This is a genomic window from Microbacterium sp. bgisy207 (assembly GCF_057706855.1).
In genome coordinates this window covers 42,765-57,983 of sequence record NZ_JBYIPB010000015.1, presented here as the reverse complement: position 1 = coordinate 57,983, position 15,219 = coordinate 42,765, and the positions used below count along the sequence as shown (strand labels likewise).

Genomic DNA, 15,219 nt, shown 5'->3' with positions numbered 1-15,219 from the left:
TGTCGAACGCTAGTACAGGGGTCTCCGAGCGGCATAGTGTGGGCATATGGCTACATCGCCGAAGGTCTTCGGAATCGTCCTCGCCGGTGGAGAGGGCAAGCGGCTGATGCCGCTGACTGCCGACCGCGCCAAACCCGCGGTTCCGTTCGGCGGCCAGTACCGGTTGATCGACTTCGCCATCTCCAACCTCATCAACTCGGGGCTGCGGCAGATCGTCGTTCTCACGCAGTACAAGTCCCACAGCCTCGACCGCCATATCTCGCAGACCTGGCGGATGTCGCCGATGCTCAGCTCGTACGTGGCATCCGTGCCTGCCCAGCAGCGGCTGGGCAAGCGGTGGTTCTCGGGGTCGGCGGACGCCATCTTGCAGTCGATGAACTTGATCATCGACGAGCAGCCCGACATCGTCATCGTGATCGGCGCCGACCACGTGTACCGGATGGACTTCCGGCAGATGCTCGACGCCCACATCGCTTCGGGTGCACGTGCGACCGTTGCCGGCATCCGTCAGCCCATCGCCCTCGCAAACCAGTTCGGGGTCATCGACGTCGAGCCCGGATCGACCCGGATTCGCGAGTTTCTCGAGAAGCCGCAGAATCCGACAGGTCTCGCGGATGCACCGCACGAGGTTCTCGCATCGATGGGTAACTACATCTTCGACACGGATGCGCTGATCGAGGCGGTCGAAGCCGACGGGGAGATCCCCACCTCGAACCACGACATGGGCGGTGACATCGTCCCCTACTTCGTGGGGCGCGGCGAAGCGAGCGTCTACGACATGAAGCTCAATGACGTCCCCGGTTCCACGGACCGCGACCGGTCCTACTGGCGAGATGTCGGAACGATCGACTCGTTCTTCGACGCCCACATGGATCTCATCTCGACGCTGCCGATCTTCAACCTGTACAACACCGACTGGCCGATCCACTCGCAGACCGTCAACTCTCCGCCGGCGAAGTTCGTGCGCGACTCGGTCGGCCGGATCGGCACCGCGATCGACTCGGTCGTCTCGCTCGGCTCGGTGCTGTCGGGCACGCACCTGGAGCGCAGCGTCGTCGGCCCCTGGACGCTCGCGGCAGGAGGGTCGACGATCACGGATGCGGTGCTGTTCGACTATGTCCGCGTCGGTCCGGGGGCGCGGGTGCACCGCGCGATCCTCGACAAGAACGTCGTCGTCGCCGACGGTGCGACGATCGGAGTGGACCGTGCCCACGACCTGGAGCGCGGCTTCACCGTTACCGACTCGGGGATCACCGTCGTGGGCAAGGGCGTGGTCGTCGAACGCTGACGAGGACATCGTGAGCCGGACGGGGCCGGTAGCGTAGTCGGGTGATGCCCGCCCGATTCCTTGTGGTCCTCGACGCCGACTCGACGCTGCTGCGCAACGAAGTGATCGAGCTCATCGCCGACGAGGCGGGACGCGGTGCCGACGTCGCCGCCGCCACAGAAGCGGCGATGCGCGGCGAGGTCGACTTCGCGGAGAGCCTGCGCAGCCGGGTGTCGGCGCTGAAGGGTGTGCCGCTCGAGGCGTTCACGCGGGTACGGGCGCGCGTGGAGCCGACGACCGGCGCGGCCGAGTTCATCGGCGGAGTGCACGCCCGCGGCGGCGTCGTGGGCGTCGTCTCCGGCGGATTCCATGAAGTGCTGGACCACATCGCACCCCCGCTCGGAGTGGACCGCTGGCGCGCGAATCGCCTCGGCGCGTCAGACGGTGCGCTCACGGGCGTCGTCGACGGCGACATCGTGGACGCCGACGGCAAGGCCGCCACGCTCCAGGAATGGGCGCTGTCGCTCGACCTGCCGCTGTCGCGAACCATCGCCGTCGGAGACGGCGCCAACGACCTGCGCATGATGAGAGTGGCCGGGCTCGGCGTCGCGTTCAACGCGAAACCCGCCGTGCGCGACCAGGCCAATCTGGTCGTGGAGCCGGTGGATCTGCGAGAGATCCTTCCCCTTCTTCCTCGCTGATCCCCCGCGGCTGCGGGACTGCACTCCGCGGTCCAGGGCGACTCCCCACCTCGCCCTGTCGGTGACCTGAGCTAGCGTGACGCCATGAACATCATCCTGGTTCCCGGTCTGTGGCTCGACGCAGCGTCATGGGACGACGTCGCCGCCCGACTCCGCGCCGCGGGGCATGACACGCACGCCGTCACACTTCCCGGCCTCGGCGAACCCGCCGAGGCCTCGAGCGAGGTCGGCATCGCGGACTGGGTGGATGCCGTCGTTGCCGTCATCGACCGACTCGGCGAACCCGTCGTCGTCGTGGGCCACAGCGGCGGTGGCAACGTCGCGTGGGGCGCCGCGGATCAGCGCCCCGACCTCATCGCACGGGTGATTCTGGTGGATACCATTCCCCCTCTCCCGGGCGGAGTCATCTGGGAGTTCCCCGTCGTCGACGGCGTCGTACCGTTCCCGGGCTGGGACGCGTTCGAGGAGACCGAGATCCACGACCTTTCGGACGCGGTGCGCGCGACGGTTGCACAAAAGGCGCTGTCGGTCCCCGCACGCGTGCCCACCGACCCGATCGCCCTGAGCGACCCCCGGCGCCACCGCATCCCGACAACGATCCTCATGGGCACCGCCAGCGCCGATGAGATGAGCGGGTACCTCGAGAGCCAGCCGGCGTGGGCGGCGGAACTCGTCGCCATCGACCAGCTGTCGATCGTCGAGATCGCCTCGGGCCACTGGCCCCAGTTCTCGATCCCCCGCGAACTCGCTGACCGGATCGTGTCAGCGATTCGGGAGCACTGACAGGGGTCAGTGCCCCATGCCGAGTCCGCCGTCGACCGGGATCACGGCTCCCGAGATGTAGGCGGCATCGTCCGACGCCAGCCACGTGACCACTCCCGCGACCTCGTCGGGTGTGGCGAAACGCCCCGCGGGGATCGTCGCCTTGTACTGAGCCTGCGTCTCTTCCGGCAGTTCGGCCGTCATGTCTGTCTCAATGAACCCCGGAGCCACGACATTCGCCGTGATCGCGCGGCCGCCGAGCTCGCGAGTGAGCGACCGGGCGAACCCGACGAGCCCGCTCTTGGAAGACGCGTAGTTGATCTGACCGGGCGAGCCATACAGGCCGACGACGCTGGAGATCAGGATGACGCGACCCCACTTGGCGCGCAGCATGCCCTTGGCGGCGCGCTTGACGACGCGGAAGGCGCCACCGAGGTTTGTGGCCACCACGTCGTCGAAGTCGTCCTCGGTCATCCGCAGCAGCAGGGTGTCCTTCGTGATCCCGGCGTTCGCGACGACGATCGTCACGGGGCCGAGCTCACGTTCGACCTCCGTGAAGGCGGCGTCGACGGCCGCGGCATCCGTCACATCGGCCCGTACCGTCAGCGTGCCCTCCGGACCCTCCCCGGATCGCGCGGTCACGGCGACCCGGTATCCCGCAGCGACGAACCGCTCGGCAATGGCGCGGCCGATACCGCGGTTGCCTCCGGTGACGAGAACGACGTGATCGGTGGACATACGGCATCTCCTGTCGTCGGTGCGACCCGCGATCGGGCGGGACCGCCCCAGACTACCGTCCACGTTGACACACCATGGGGCTCCTGGAACGCTGGTGACAGCACGAAACATCGTGCGGATGCGTGTCAGAAAGGCCGAATCGTGAGCGACCCGAACACCCCCGCGAACCCCGACGAGCAGCCGGCACACGCGGCCCCGACACCGCCCGCCGCGGATCCGGGCGCACCCGCCTCCTACCCGCCGCCGGTCCCCCCGGCACCTCCCGCCTACGGCACTCCCGCCGCGCCGCCCGCCTACAGCGCAGCTCCCGCGTACGCTGCATACCCCCAGGGGCCGAAGACGAACACCCTCGCGATCGTGTCGCTGGTCTCCTCGCTCGTGGGCGTGTTCGTTATCCCGGTCATCGGTCAGATCGTCGGCATCATCACCGGCCACATGTCGCTCAGCCAGATCAAGCGCACGGGCGAGAACGGTCGCGGTCTCGGACTCGCGGGCGTCATCATCGGCTGGGTCACCCTCGGACTCGCGATCATCGGTGTCATCGCCCTGATCGCCTGGTTCGGCGTGATCTTCGCGAACGCCAGCGAGTTGACCGTCCGCACGTCCTGACACGCACGCCACAAAGGCCGCCCCGACGGATCCCGTCGGGGCGGTGCGGCGTACTCTGGAAGGACCGTGAAAACTCCCACCAGACCGCAGCCGGCGACGTCGCTACCGAGGGCGCCGAAGGAAGACGCGGGCAAGCGTTCGACGACGTACCTGATCATGATGGGCATCCGTCTCGTGTGCTTCGCCCTCGTCTTGTTCGTGACGCCCTACAGCTGGTACACCTGGGTCTTCGCCGCCATGGCGATCTTTCTGCCCTACCTTGCCGTCGTCGTCGCCAACGTCAGCGCGAACATGACCGCACCGACGGCCCTGGGGCCCGAGCGCATGATCGAGGCTCCCCGAGCGGAACCCGTCCCTCGTGCCGCTGCGCCCGCCACGCGGATCATTCGGATCGACGAGAGCCCGCAGGAGCCCTCACGTGACCGCTGAGGCGCCGTGCTCACGGGCCGGATGCCGGGAATCGGCGCGGTGGAGCATCCGATGGCGCAATCCCCGTATCCATACCGGTGACCGCAGCAAGACGTGGCTCGCGTGCGATGACCACGTCGACTACCTCCGCGAGTTCCTGGCGGCGCGCTCCTTCCCGCTCACGGTGGACGCCTTCGCGACGGAACCATCGTGAGTCGCCGACAGGCACCCGCCGCGGTGCGATGGACGGCGTATGTCGGCGTGGCAGTCCTGTTCGCGATCGCGTGTGGGTTTCTCGCGAACTGGCAGTTCGAACGCAACACCGAGCGGTCGAGGCAGCTTGCGTTGATCGCGGCGAACTACGACGCCGAACCGGCTCCGCTCAACGAGCTCGTGCCGATGACGGGTGATCTCCCGATCGACAGCGAGTGGCATCCGGTCGACCTGGTGGGCACCTATCTCACCGACGACACCGTCCTGGTGCGCAACCGCCCCCACGGCGGCACTGCAGCCTTCGAAGTTCTCGTGCCCTTCCAGACCCAGGATGGGCGCATTCTGCTCATCAATCGAGGGTGGGTCCCACCGGCGGAGAACAGCTCCCCCAGCGCCGTTCCCGCGCCGCCAGGCGGCACGGTGGAAGTCACCGCCCGTCTGCGCCCGGGCGAATCCCTCCCCCGTTCGGGACGCACTGATGCGCCCGAGGGCCAAGTGCCGACGATCCACCTTCCGCTGATCGCCGATGCTCTCGGGGGCGATCCCTCCGTCATCACGAGCGCGTACGGGATCATGGTCTCCGAGACACCCGCCCCGGCGTCGGTGCCCAATGCGCTGGCCTCCCCCTCCGAAGACCCCGGCCCGCACCTGTCGTATGCGATTCAGTGGATTCTGTTCGCTGTGATGGGGTTCTTGTTCATCGGGTACGTCATCCGCACCGAGCTCCACCACCGCCGCGAGGACGCGGAGGATTCTCCGCGACCGCTGCGCACGCAGCGTCGCGTCGACCGCGATATGGCCGAGGAGGACGAGATCCTCGACCGGCTCCCCAGCTGATCCTCTCGGAACCGGGTTCAGGCCAGCGTGATGAGGTCGATGTAGTCGCGACCCCAGATGTCTTCGACGCCATCCGGCAGGATGAGCACGCGCTCCGGATTGAGGGCTTCGACGGCTCCCTCATCGTGGGAGACGAGCACCACCGCCCCCTCGTAGTGCGCGAGCGCGCCGAGGATCTCGTCCCGTGATGCCGGATCGAGGTTGTTCGTCGGCTCGTCGAGCAGAAGCACGTTGGCGCTGGAGACGACGAGCGTGGCGAGCGAAAGACGGGTCTTCTCGCCACCCGAGAGCACGCCCGCGGGCTTGAGGACGTCATCGCCGGTGAACAGGAACGACCCGAGCACCTTGCGGGCCTCGGTCGCCGTGATGTCGGGTGCTGCCGACATCATGTTGTCCAGGACCGAGCGCGTGACGTCGAGGTTCTCGTGCTCCTGCGCGTAGTAGCCGATCTTCAGGCCGTGCCCCGGCTCGACCTGTCCGGTGTCGGGTCGGTCGACGCCCGCGAGGATCCGCAGCAGGGTCGTCTTGCCGGCGCCGTTGAGGCCGAGCACGACCACCTTCGATCCGCGGTCGATGGCGAGGTCGACATCCGTGAAGATCTCCAGCGACCCGTACGACTTCGACAGGTTGGATGCCATCAGCGGTGTCTTGCCGCATGCCGCCGGCTTCGGGAACCGGAGCTTGGCGACGCGGTCGTCTTGTCGGACCTCGTCGAGCCCCGACAGCAGCTTCTCGGCGCGAGCGAGCATCTGGTGCGCGGCAGCCGCCTTCGTTGCCTTCGCGCCGAACTTTGCCGCCTGCTGCTGCAGGGCGGTCGCCTTCTTCTCCGCGTTGGCGCGCTCCTTCTTGCGGCGCTCCTCATCGGCGACGCGCTGGCGGAGGTAGTTCTTCCACGTCATGTTGTAGATGTCGATGACCTGGCGGTTCGCATCGAGGTAGAAGACGCGGTTGACGGTTTCGCCGACCAGTTCGACATCGTGGGAGATGACGATGAGTCCGCCCTTGTAGGTACCCAGGAAGTCGCGGAGCCAGACGACACTGTCAGCATCCAAGTGGTTCGTCGGCTCGTCGAGGATCATCGTCTGCGCATCGGAGAACAGAATGCGGGCGAGCTCGATCCGTCGACGCTGACCGCCCGAAAGGGTGCTGAGCGGCTGGTCGAGGATGCGATCGGGCAGCGCCAGATTGTGGGCGATCGAGGCGGCCTCCGCCTCGGCGGCATATCCGCCGAGCGCTTCGAACCGCTCGGTCAGCGAGCCGTAGCGGCGCATGGCCCGTGCTGCCACGTCCGGGTCGTCGTCGGCCATCGCCAGGCTCGCCTCGTGCATCCCGATCGCAAGCTGCCCCAGCCCCCGGGCATCCAGGATGCGGGTGCGCGCGAGATCCTCGGGGTTTCCCGATCGCGGGTCCTGCGGGAGGTAGCCGAGCTCCCCGCTTCGATCCACGCGCCCCGCGGCCGGCAGCAGATCGCCCGCGAGCACCTTCGTCAGCGTCGTCTTACCGGCGCCGTTGCGTCCCACGAGACCGACCTTGTCGCCGGGACCGACCCGAAACGACACGTCCGACATGAGCACACGGGCGCCCACCCGGATTTCGAGGTCGTGCACGGCGAGCACAGCAATAGTCCGTTTCGTTGAGTGAGAAGGGTACAAGGGCGGCAGATAGCCAGCCCCCTAGTATAGGTCGCAATACGTTCGCCGCCTGGATCCGACGACCAAGGAGCACCATGACGACTGCTGCAGCGCCGACGCCGAGAATCCGAGTTCTCGCCGATGTCATTGCTCGTCCAACCTCGCGCACCCGCGCGCTGGCGATCGACACCGGACTGGTCCTGGCCGGCGTTGCCGTCGTGGCGCTGCTCGCCAAGGTCTCGTTCTTCATCGGCCCCATCCCGATCACGGGTCAGACCCTTGGCGTCATCCTCGTCGGGGCCGCTCTGGGCTCAGCCCGGGGCGCGGCCGCCATGACGACCTACATGTTCGTCGGCCTCTTGGGGCTCCCGGTCTTCGCCGGACCCATCGCCGGTCCCGCCTACCTGCTTGCGCCGTCCTTCGGCTTCATCCTGGGTTTCATTCCGGCGGCGTTCGTCGCGGGCTGGTTCGCCGAGCGCGCGTGGGACCGCAAGCCCCTCCTCGCGTTCGCGGGATTCGTGACCGCGAGCATCATCCCCTTCCTGATCGGCGTCCCGTACATGGCGTTCATCCTCTCGAGCGTCATGGGTCAGCAGATTTCGCCGGAAGGCGTTCTGGATGCCGGGCTGTGGCCCTTCATCGTCCCCGGCCTCATCAAGGCGGGCTTCGCCGCGCTGCTCATCCCCGGGGCTTGGGCGCTGGTGCGGCGGATCGACGCCGCCAAGAAGGGCTGAGCCTCAGCGCGCGATCGCGCCCATTCGCTCGACCGCGTCGCGGAGCACCTCGGGAGAGCATCCGAAGTTCAGTCGCACGAACCCTCGCCCCTGCTCACCGAACGCCGGCCCGTGGTGGAGGGCGACCCGCGCCTGAGCAAGGATCCGCTCGGCGGGGTCATCGCCCCATGCAAGCTCGGAGAGGTCGATCCACGCAAGGTACCCGGCATCCGGAATGGCGTAGCGCGCCCCCGGAAGGTGCTCCGCGAGGAGGTCGGCGAGCAGACGGCGGTTCTCGTCCAGCGCGGCGAGGAGGGCGTCCAGCCACGGATCGCTCTCGGGGGCGAACGCTGCGATACCCGCCAGCGAACCGAAGTGACCCGTGCGCCACTCGACCTCTTGGGGAAGACCCTGCACGACGCGGCGGGTCTGGTCGGCAGCGGTCAGCATCAGCGCGCACTTGAGGCCTGCGAGGTTGAACGCCTTGCTCGCGCTGGCGACGGCGTATCCGACGGATGCCGCGGTCGGCGAGGCAGTCAGGAACGGGGTGAACCGCGCCGGCGCATGAACGAGCGGAGCATGGATCTCGTCGCTGACGACGATCGCGCCGAAGCGCGCCGCGAGATCCGCAAGGTCCGCGAGCACGTCGCGGGAATGGACCGTACCGGTCGGGTTGTGCGGGTTGCACAGGAGCACGGCTCGCGCGCCGCGAGCGAGCGCGCCCTCGATGCCGGGGAGATCGAGCGTGTACCCGGCGTCCGCGATGAGCGGCACGGTCTCGACCACTCCCCCGACCTCGGGGATGAGGTCGTAGAACGGCGGGTACACCGGCGGCGTGATGACGACACGATCACCGGGCGTGATCGTCGCCCGCAGGATCTCGACGAGTCCCATGACCACGTCCCCGGTGGACCGGATGTGCGCGGGATCGACATCCCATCCGTAGCGTCGGCGAGCAAAGCTCGCGTACGCATCACGGATACCGGAGTCCGGCGGGGTGTAGCCCGTGTCGCCGATCTCGATCGCCTCGCCCAGCCGTCGGGTGATGGCCGGTGCAAGCGGGAAGTCCGTTTCCGCGACGAACAGCGGCAGCACATCCGCCGGATACGCACGCCACTTCGTGCTCGTCCGTTCACGCAGTCGTTCGATCGGCAACGCCTGGAGAGGGCTCACGCTCATCCTTCGAGCCTAGCGCCGCGCCTCCGTCACGCCCTGCACGTCGACAACTCCTCAAGATCGCCCGCGAGTTATCCGCATCCCACGAACGGAGCGGAGCGGTGGTGCCGGCCGCGGGGCTGGCACCGGGCCTGGCGGGAGCAGGCGGAGCCCGCGAGGGCATGTCCCCGCGGCCGGCACCACCGCGCAGCGTCACCCCGCGGCCGGAAGCCGAAGCTTCGTGTGCCGAGGCAGACCGCTGCGTCAGCGGACGTCAGATGGCGAAGCCAAGGGCGCGCATCATGTCCCGCCCGTCGTCGGTGATCCGCTCGGGACCCCACGGCGGCATCCAGACCCAGTTGATGCGGAACCGCTCCACGACGTCGTCGAGCGCCTGTGCGGTCTGCTCTTCGAGCACGTCGGTAAGCGGACAGCCGGCCGAGGTCAGCGTCATGTGGATGACGAGGGCGTCGTTTTCGTCATCCCAACTGAGGTCGTAGATCAGACCCAGGTCGACGACGTTGATCCCGAGTTCGGGATCCATGACGTCTTTGAGAGCCTCGGTGACCTCGTCGAACTTCTCAGGGCTGAGAGTCGCGGTCATGTCTCGATCCTATGCATCGGATCCGGCAGCGGGCTCGAGGTAGCGGTCATATCCTTCGGATTCGAGCCGGTCCGCAAGCTCGGGACCCCCCTCCTCGACGATGCGGCCGCCGACCACGACGTGCACGAAATCGGGGTGGATGTAGCGGAGGATGCGGGTGTAGTGCGTGATCAGCAGCACGCCCATGTCCGTCTCGGCCTTAGCGCGGTTGACACCTTCGGAGACGACCTTGAGAGCGTCGACGTCCAGGCCCGAATCGGTCTCGTCGAGCACGGCGATCTTCGGCTTCAGCAACTCGAGCTGCAGGATCTCGTGGCGCTTCTTCTCCCCGCCGGAGAAGCCTTCATTGACGTTGCGCTGCGCGAACTTCTCGTCCATGCGCAGATCCGCCATCGCTTTCTTGACGTCCTTGGTCCAGGTGCGGATCGAGGGCGCCTGCCCGTCGATCGCCGACTTGGCCGTGCGGAGGAAGTTCGTGACGGTGACACCCGGGATCTCGACCGGATACTGCATCGCAAGGAACAGGCCCGCGCGGGCACGTTCGTCCACCGACATCTCCAGGACGTCTTCGCCGTCGAGAGTGATCGAGCCGCTCGTGACGGTGTACTTGGGGTGACCGGCGATCGTGTACGCAAGGGTCGACTTGCCGGAGCCGTTGGGCCCCATGATCGCGTGGGTCTGCCCCGTGCGGATCGTGAGGGTCATTCCGTTGAGGATCTCGGTCTCGCCGGCATCCGTGTTGACCGTGACGTGCAGGTCGCGGATCTCGAGAACAGCCATGGGGTTCCTTTTCAGTGGATGTCTGTGGTGACGGCCTTGGTGACGGCGGGGTCGATGAGGACGTCATCGCCCTCGATCGTGACCTCGTACACCGGCACCGGCTCGTACGCGGGAAGGTTCAGGGGGCGACCGGTCAGCAACGAGAACGCCGAGCCGTGAGCCCAGCACTCGAGCGTGTCGCCTTCGACGAAGCCATCGGACAGCGAAATGTCGCCGTGCGTGCACGTGTCACCGATCGCGTGCACGTCGCCATTGGAGTCCTTCACGACGGCGATCGGGATGCCGTCGATCACGACGCGCTTGGCAGCATCCTGTTCGAGCTCGCTCAGCGAGCACACGCGAGTGGCGCTCACGCAGCCGCCTCCTGTTCGAGTTCGGCGGTGACCGCCGCGGTCAGTTCTGCCTCGAGCTCGGGGATGCCCAGGCGTTGGATGATGTCGCTGAGGAAGCCGATCACGACGAGTCTGCGGGCTTCGTCCTCGGGGATTCCGCGCGCCTGCAGGTAGAACAGCTGCTCGTCGTCGAAACGGCCCGTCGCGCTGGCGTGGCCGGCACCCTGGATGTCGCCGGTTTCGATCTCCAGGTTGGGGATCGAGTCCGCGCGGGCGCCATCGGTGAGCACGAGGTTGCGGTTGGCTTCGTAGGAGTCCGTTCCGACGGCGTCACGTCCGATCAGAACGTCGCCGACCCAGACGCTGCGCGCGCTCGAGCCCTGCAGGGCGCCCTTGTAGAGCACGTCGGCTGTCGTCTGCGCACCGCGGTGATGCACGAACACCTGGCTCTCCAGGTGCTGACCGGCGTCAGCGAACGACAGGCCGTAGACCTTGCCCTCCGAGCCGGCGCCGGCGAGGTCGACAGAAGGGTTGACCCGCACGACGGCGCCGCCGAGGCTCACCACGGTGTGGCGGAGGGTGGCATCACGTTCCACGACAGCCTGGTGGGAGGCGACGTGGACCGCGTCATCGTCCCATCGCTGGAGCGAGACGACTGTCAGGTTCGCGCCGTCGCGGACGATGATCTCGACGTTCTGAGCGAACTGCGCCGAGCCTTCGTGCCGCAGGACGATCGTCGCTCGCGAATGGGACGCGGCCTCGATCACCACGTGAGAGTGGGCACGCAACGAGGCACCTGCCCCCGTGAAGACGACTTCGACCGTCTCGTCGAGTTCCGCATCCGCCGGGACCTTGAGGTACAGCGCCTGCGCCGAGCGCTGCCAGGCGATCGCGCTCGGCAGGTCCTCGGGGACGAATGCCTCCCCGCGCGGCGCGTCTGCGATGCCCAGCCCCGACGCAGCGAGCGGCCCGGTGATGGTGATCCCCACGGCCCCCTCGTCGCCGGGCTCGTCCGCGAACAGCGGCGCGATCCGCGCGATCGGGCTGTGCTTCCAGTTGACCTCGCGCCCCGTCGGGGCGCCGAACTCGGCGGGGTCATACGACCGCGGACGTTCCGAACGGGTCTGAACGGGGACGACGCCCCATCCCCCGTCGGTGTGCGCGGTGGATCCGGGCACCGTCGCCGGCGCCTGTGTTGTTGTCGTCATCTCAGCCGACGCTGCCTTCCATGCTCATCTCGATGAGCTTGTTCAGCTCCAGCGCGTACTCCATCGGCAGTTCACGTGCGATCGGCTCGATGAATCCGCGCACGATCATGGCCATCGCCTCGTCTTCGGGAAGGCCGCGCGACTGCAGATAGAAGAGCTGCTCCTCGCTGACCCGCGAGACCGTGGCTTCGTGCCCCAGCTGCACATCGTCGACTCGGATGTCGATCGCGGGGTAGGTGTCGGACCGCGAGATCGTGTCGACCAACAGCGCATCACAGCGCACGGTGTTGGCCGAGTGATGCGCATTCGGATCGACGCGGACCTCTCCCCGGTAGCCGGCACGTCCGCCGCCACGGGCGATCGACTTCGACACGATCGAGGATGTCGTATACGGCGCCATGTGGATCATCTTCGCGCCGGCATCCTGGTGCTGCCCGGGACCGGCGAAGGCGACCGAGAGCGTCTCACCCTTCGCGTGCTCCCCCATGAGGAACACGGAGGGGTATTTCATCGTGACCTTGGAACCGATGTTCCCGTCGATCCACTCCATGGTGGCACCCTCGTGCGCGACCGCCCGCTTGGTGACCAGGTTGTAGACGTTGTTCGACCAGTTCTGGATCGTCGTGTAGCGCACGCGCGCGTTCTTCTTCACGATGATCTCGACGACGGCCGAGTGCAGCGAGTCGCTCTTGTAGATCGGAGCCGTGCAGCCCTCGATGTAGTGGACGTAGGAGCCCTCATCGGCGATGATCAGCGTCCGCTCGAACTGGCCCATGTTCTCGGTGTTGATCCGGAAGTAGGCCTGCAGCGGAATCTCGACGTGCACGCCCGGTGGGACGTAGACGAACGAACCTCCCGACCACACGGCGGTGTTCAGGGCCGCGAACTTGTTGTCACCGGCGGGGATGACGGTGCCGAAGTACTCCTCGAAAAACTCGGGGTGCTCACGCAGCGCGGTGTCGGTGTCCATGAAGATGACACCCTGCGCCTCGAGGTCCTCACGGATCTGGTGGTAGACGACCTCGGACTCATACTGCGCCGCGACGCCGGCGACCAGGCGCTGGCGCTCCGCCTCGGGGATGCCGAGACGCTCGTAGGTGTTCCGGATCTCTTCGGGAAGGTCTTCCCAGGTCTGCGCCTGCTTCTCGGTGGAGCGCACGAAGTACTTGATGTTGTCGAAATCGATCGCGCTGAGGTCAGCACCCCACGTGGGCATGGGTTTGCGGCCGAACAGCTGCAGGCCCTTGAGCCGGGTCTTCAGCATCCACTCGGGCTCGGACTTGAGCGACGAGATCCCCCGGACCACGTCCTCGTTGATTCCGCGCTGGGCCACCGCGCCGGCGGCGTCGGTGTCGTGCCAGCCGAACTCGTAGACTCCCAGGCTTTCGAGTTCGGGACGCTCGATCAGCACATCGGACATCGGTATTCTCCTTCGCGGCCATTGCGGTGTCATCCGCACCGACATCCGTCGCCCCCGGCGGAGCACCGGAGGGGATGTCGCTTACGGGCCCTTTCACGTCTTCGGCGAATTCTCGCGCCTAGACTGGTGATGATCCTGCGGCTTTTCTCCGCGGAATCAGACCCTTTGAGTCTACAGGCATCGACCCGGCCCCGGGCCGAGAGCGCCACGCCCCACCGGGCGACCCCAGGAGTGAACAGCGTGTCCGCACCGTCCCCGACCCCCGCCCCCATCTCCGTGCTCGGGAGGTTCTGGGCGTGGCTTCCCGACCGCGTCGATCGGCGCGTCCGCGTCGCGGCGTGGCTCTCGTTCCTCGCCGAAGTGCTGATCATCGGCACCGGCGGTGCGGTACGACTGACCGCGTCCGGCCTGGGATGCCCAACCTGGCCCACCTGCACGGCGGATTCTCTCGTGTCCACCCCAGAGATGGGGATCCACGGAATCATCGAGTTCGGCAACCGAACCCTGACCGGACTCGTCGGCATCCTCGCGCTCATCGTGCTGGTCTTCGTGGTGCGTATGCGGCGCGAGCGCCGTGACCTCTTCGCCCTGGCCGTCGTGGTCGTGCTCGGCGTGATCGCCCAGGCGATCGTCGGCGGCATCACGGTCCTGACTGGTCTGAACCCGTTCATCGTCGGATTCCACTACGTCGCGTCGGTGGTGCTGGTCGCGGTGTGTGCCGCATTCCTGGTGCTCATGCGCACACCGGGCGGACCGCGCGTTCGAGTCGTGACGCGGGCGCACGCGCTGTGGGTACACGCCGCCACGGTCGTGCTCGCCATCACCATCGGTTTCGGCATCCTGACCACGGGCGCCGGTCCCCACTCGGGCGACGCGGATGCCGGACGCAACGGCTTCGATGCCGAGCTGCTCGAGCACATCCATGCGTGGCCGTCCTACGCCCTCTTCGCGATGACGCTCGTGCTCCTCGTGTTCGCGTACCGGCGGCGCCAGGAATTGCCGCGTGTCATGGCGTGGACGCAGGCCGTTCTCGGTGTCGAGGTGCTTCAGATCGCCGTGGGACTCTTCCAAGCACGCAACGGCCTGCCACCGCTCGCGGTGGGGATCCATATGGTACTGGCGGCTCTGCTCGCGGCGGCGATGACGGCTCTCGTGCTCAATCTGCGTCAGTCGGTCGCCTCGGCGGCGCTCCCCGCGGAATCCGTCGGCGCACAGGCGATCCATAGCTGACGCATCGACAGCGCAGGCACCGAGGGACCAGACTTGTCGGGCCGACCACGTCGGATCGACACATCCCATCCCCTCGCAGGAGTACCTCTATGACTAACCGCCTCGCCCGAAGCCTCCCCTTCTGGGTGCTCGTCCTCGCGTCCCTCGCAAGCATCGGCCTCGGGCTGTGGATCGTGCTCAGCAAGATCGCCGAAATGAGCGCGACACTGTCCGACGAAACGGCGACCTACGAGCAGGTGTACGTCAACCCGGCCTGGATCGGATTCGGCGGCGTGTTCGTCGGCGCCGGTATCGTCGGCCTGCTGCTCGTGCTGACCCTCGCGGCCCTACGCTCCGCGCTCCCGGATCCGGTGGCCGCCGCAACTGTCGTGGACGAGGCCGTCGTTGTCGAAGCGGCGCCCAGCACTCATGACGCACCAGTGTTCGAGGACGCCGATGTCGAGACCTCGACGACGGATGCCGCCCCTCCCGCTGCTGCCGCCGAGGCGGCCTCGGCGACGGATGCACCCGCATCGGACACACCCGAACAGCGCTGAGCGCCAGCGTCTGATCCGCGAGGACGCAGCCTCGCGCCGAGCACCCCGGTGTCTCGTGCGCGAGGCTGCGTCTTT

Annotated in this window: 18 protein-coding genes; 10 read left to right on the top strand and 8 right to left on the bottom strand. The window is 67.3% G+C overall.

Annotated features, from left to right (window positions below; genetic code table 11):
* The first annotated feature begins 46 nt into the window (after positions 1-46).
* The 3 genes from AC3ENO_RS13330 to AC3ENO_RS13320 all read left to right on the top strand — a co-directional run bounded on the left by AC3ENO_RS13330 (position 47) and on the right by AC3ENO_RS13320 (position 2,751).
* Entirely contained in the window at positions 47-1,288 is a 1,242-nt protein-coding gene (locus tag AC3ENO_RS13330; protein ID WP_434971085.1) for a glucose-1-phosphate adenylyltransferase, read from the top strand.
* Positions 1,289-1,332: 44 nt separating this feature from the next.
* Complete coding sequence (serB, locus tag AC3ENO_RS13325) at positions 1,333-1,968, top strand: phosphoserine phosphatase SerB (protein ID WP_434971103.1); 636 nt, start codon at positions 1,333-1,335, stop codon at positions 1,966-1,968.
* 84 nt (positions 1,969-2,052) lie between these two features.
* A complete protein-coding gene (locus AC3ENO_RS13320) occupies positions 2,053-2,751 on the top strand; it encodes an alpha/beta fold hydrolase (protein ID WP_434971084.1) in 699 nt (232 codons plus the stop codon).
* A gap of 6 nt (positions 2,752-2,757) precedes the next feature.
* Here the strand turns inward: AC3ENO_RS13320 and fabG are convergent, their stop codons facing one another.
* Positions 2,758-3,468 carry a 3-oxoacyl-ACP reductase FabG gene (gene fabG / locus AC3ENO_RS13315; RefSeq protein ID WP_434971083.1) on the bottom strand — a complete coding sequence of 237 codons (711 nt, stop codon included), beginning with the start codon at positions 3,466-3,468 and terminating at the stop codon, positions 2,758-2,760.
* A gap of 141 nt (positions 3,469-3,609) precedes the next feature.
* Between fabG and AC3ENO_RS13310 the strand changes: the two genes are divergently transcribed.
* From AC3ENO_RS13310 to AC3ENO_RS13295, 4 genes are all read left to right on the top strand, one after another.
* Positions 3,610-4,077, top strand: coding sequence for a DUF4190 domain-containing protein (locus tag AC3ENO_RS13310; protein WP_434971082.1), 468 nt, complete (start codon positions 3,610-3,612; stop codon positions 4,075-4,077).
* Positions 4,078-4,143: 66 nt separating this feature from the next.
* Positions 4,144-4,506 (top strand): DUF3099 domain-containing protein, encoded by a 363-nt coding sequence (locus tag AC3ENO_RS13305; protein WP_434971081.1) that lies wholly within the window; start codon positions 4,144-4,146, stop codon positions 4,504-4,506.
* Positions 4,496-4,699, top strand: coding sequence for a hypothetical protein (locus tag AC3ENO_RS13300; protein WP_434971080.1), 204 nt, complete (start codon positions 4,496-4,498; stop codon positions 4,697-4,699). Before AC3ENO_RS13305 ends, AC3ENO_RS13300 begins: the two co-directional genes overlap by 11 nt.
* Positions 4,696-5,535: an SURF1 family cytochrome oxidase biogenesis protein gene (locus AC3ENO_RS13295; protein ID WP_434971079.1), complete on the top strand. Its 840-nt coding sequence runs from the start codon at positions 4,696-4,698 to the stop codon at positions 5,533-5,535. Before AC3ENO_RS13300 ends, AC3ENO_RS13295 begins: the two co-directional genes overlap by 4 nt.
* A gap of 17 nt (positions 5,536-5,552) precedes the next feature.
* Here AC3ENO_RS13295 and AC3ENO_RS13290 read toward each other — a convergent pair whose 3' ends face one another.
* Positions 5,553-7,151, bottom strand: coding sequence for an ABC-F family ATP-binding cassette domain-containing protein (locus AC3ENO_RS13290; protein ID WP_434971078.1), 1,599 nt, complete (start codon positions 7,149-7,151; stop codon positions 5,553-5,555).
* A gap of 110 nt (positions 7,152-7,261) precedes the next feature.
* Here AC3ENO_RS13290 and AC3ENO_RS13285 point away from each other — a divergent pair, with 110 nt between their 5' ends.
* The gene (locus tag AC3ENO_RS13285) at positions 7,262-7,900 is read left to right on the top strand and encodes a biotin transporter BioY (protein ID WP_434971077.1); all 639 of its coding nucleotides are present in this window, start codon (positions 7,262-7,264) and stop codon (positions 7,898-7,900) included.
* 3 nt (positions 7,901-7,903) lie between these two features.
* Here AC3ENO_RS13285 and AC3ENO_RS13280 read toward each other — a convergent pair whose 3' ends face one another.
* The 6 genes from AC3ENO_RS13280 to sufB all read right to left on the bottom strand — a co-directional run bounded on the left by AC3ENO_RS13280 (position 7,904) and on the right by sufB (position 13,378).
* Positions 7,904-9,058, bottom strand: a complete 1,155-nt coding sequence (locus AC3ENO_RS13280) for a MalY/PatB family protein (RefSeq protein WP_434971076.1) — start codon at positions 9,056-9,058, stop codon at positions 7,904-7,906.
* Positions 9,059-9,308: 250 nt separating this feature from the next.
* Complete coding sequence (locus AC3ENO_RS13275; protein WP_195693758.1) at positions 9,309-9,638, bottom strand: metal-sulfur cluster assembly factor; 330 nt, start codon at positions 9,636-9,638, stop codon at positions 9,309-9,311.
* A gap of 9 nt (positions 9,639-9,647) precedes the next feature.
* Positions 9,648-10,418 (bottom strand): Fe-S cluster assembly ATPase SufC, encoded by a 771-nt coding sequence (gene sufC / locus AC3ENO_RS13270; RefSeq protein WP_434971075.1) that lies wholly within the window; start codon positions 10,416-10,418, stop codon positions 9,648-9,650.
* Positions 10,419-10,429: 11 nt separating this feature from the next.
* Positions 10,430-10,771, bottom strand: coding sequence for a non-heme iron oxygenase ferredoxin subunit (locus tag AC3ENO_RS13265; RefSeq protein ID WP_434971074.1), 342 nt, complete (start codon positions 10,769-10,771; stop codon positions 10,430-10,432).
* Positions 10,768-11,958, bottom strand: coding sequence for a Fe-S cluster assembly protein SufD (gene sufD / locus AC3ENO_RS13260; protein WP_434971073.1), 1,191 nt, complete (start codon positions 11,956-11,958; stop codon positions 10,768-10,770). Before sufD ends, AC3ENO_RS13265 begins: the two co-directional genes overlap by 4 nt.
* A 1-nt stretch (position 11,959) precedes the next feature.
* Positions 11,960-13,378: a Fe-S cluster assembly protein SufB gene (sufB, locus tag AC3ENO_RS13255; RefSeq protein ID WP_434971072.1), complete on the bottom strand. Its 1,419-nt coding sequence runs from the start codon at positions 13,376-13,378 to the stop codon at positions 11,960-11,962.
* A gap of 240 nt (positions 13,379-13,618) precedes the next feature.
* On the opposite strand from sufB, the gene AC3ENO_RS13250 reads away from it, so the two are divergent.
* Both AC3ENO_RS13250 and AC3ENO_RS13245 read left to right on the top strand, forming a co-directional pair.
* Positions 13,619-14,608: a COX15/CtaA family protein gene (locus tag AC3ENO_RS13250; RefSeq protein WP_434971071.1), complete on the top strand. Its 990-nt coding sequence runs from the start codon at positions 13,619-13,621 to the stop codon at positions 14,606-14,608.
* Between the two features lie 89 nt (positions 14,609-14,697).
* Positions 14,698-15,144 carry a hypothetical protein gene (locus AC3ENO_RS13245; RefSeq protein WP_434971070.1) on the top strand — a complete coding sequence of 149 codons (447 nt, stop codon included), beginning with the start codon at positions 14,698-14,700 and terminating at the stop codon, positions 15,142-15,144.
* Positions 15,145-15,219 lie beyond the last annotated feature (75 nt).

Excerpts from the sequence above, each read along its gene's own strand:
- fabG (WP_434971083.1), bottom strand. The coding sequence starts at position 3,468 with ATGTCCACCGATCACGTCGTTCTCGTCACCGGAGGCAACCGCGGTATC.
- sufB (WP_434971072.1), bottom strand. The coding sequence starts at position 13,378 with ATGTCCGATGTGCTGATCGAGCGTCCCGAACTCGAAAGCCTGGGAGTC.
- serB (WP_434971103.1), top strand. The coding sequence starts at position 1,333 with ATGCCCGCCCGATTCCTTGTGGTCCTCGACGCCGACTCGACGCTGCTG.
- AC3ENO_RS13275 (WP_195693758.1), bottom strand. The coding sequence starts at position 9,638 with ATGACCGCGACTCTCAGCCCTGAGAAGTTCGACGAGGTCACCGAGGCT.
- AC3ENO_RS13320 (WP_434971084.1), top strand. The coding sequence starts at position 2,053 with ATGAACATCATCCTGGTTCCCGGTCTGTGGCTCGACGCAGCGTCATGG.
- AC3ENO_RS13330 (WP_434971085.1), top strand. The coding sequence starts at position 47 with ATGGCTACATCGCCGAAGGTCTTCGGAATCGTCCTCGCCGGTGGAGAG.
- AC3ENO_RS13245 (WP_434971070.1), top strand. The coding sequence starts at position 14,698 with ATGACTAACCGCCTCGCCCGAAGCCTCCCCTTCTGGGTGCTCGTCCTC.
- AC3ENO_RS13285 (WP_434971077.1), top strand. The coding sequence starts at position 7,262 with ATGACGACTGCTGCAGCGCCGACGCCGAGAATCCGAGTTCTCGCCGAT.
- AC3ENO_RS13280 (WP_434971076.1), bottom strand. The coding sequence starts at position 9,058 with ATGAGCGTGAGCCCTCTCCAGGCGTTGCCGATCGAACGACTGCGTGAA.
- sufC (WP_434971075.1), bottom strand. The coding sequence starts at position 10,418 with ATGGCTGTTCTCGAGATCCGCGACCTGCACGTCACGGTCAACACGGAT.
- sufD (WP_434971073.1), bottom strand. The coding sequence starts at position 11,958 with ATGACGACAACAACACAGGCGCCGGCGACGGTGCCCGGATCCACCGCG.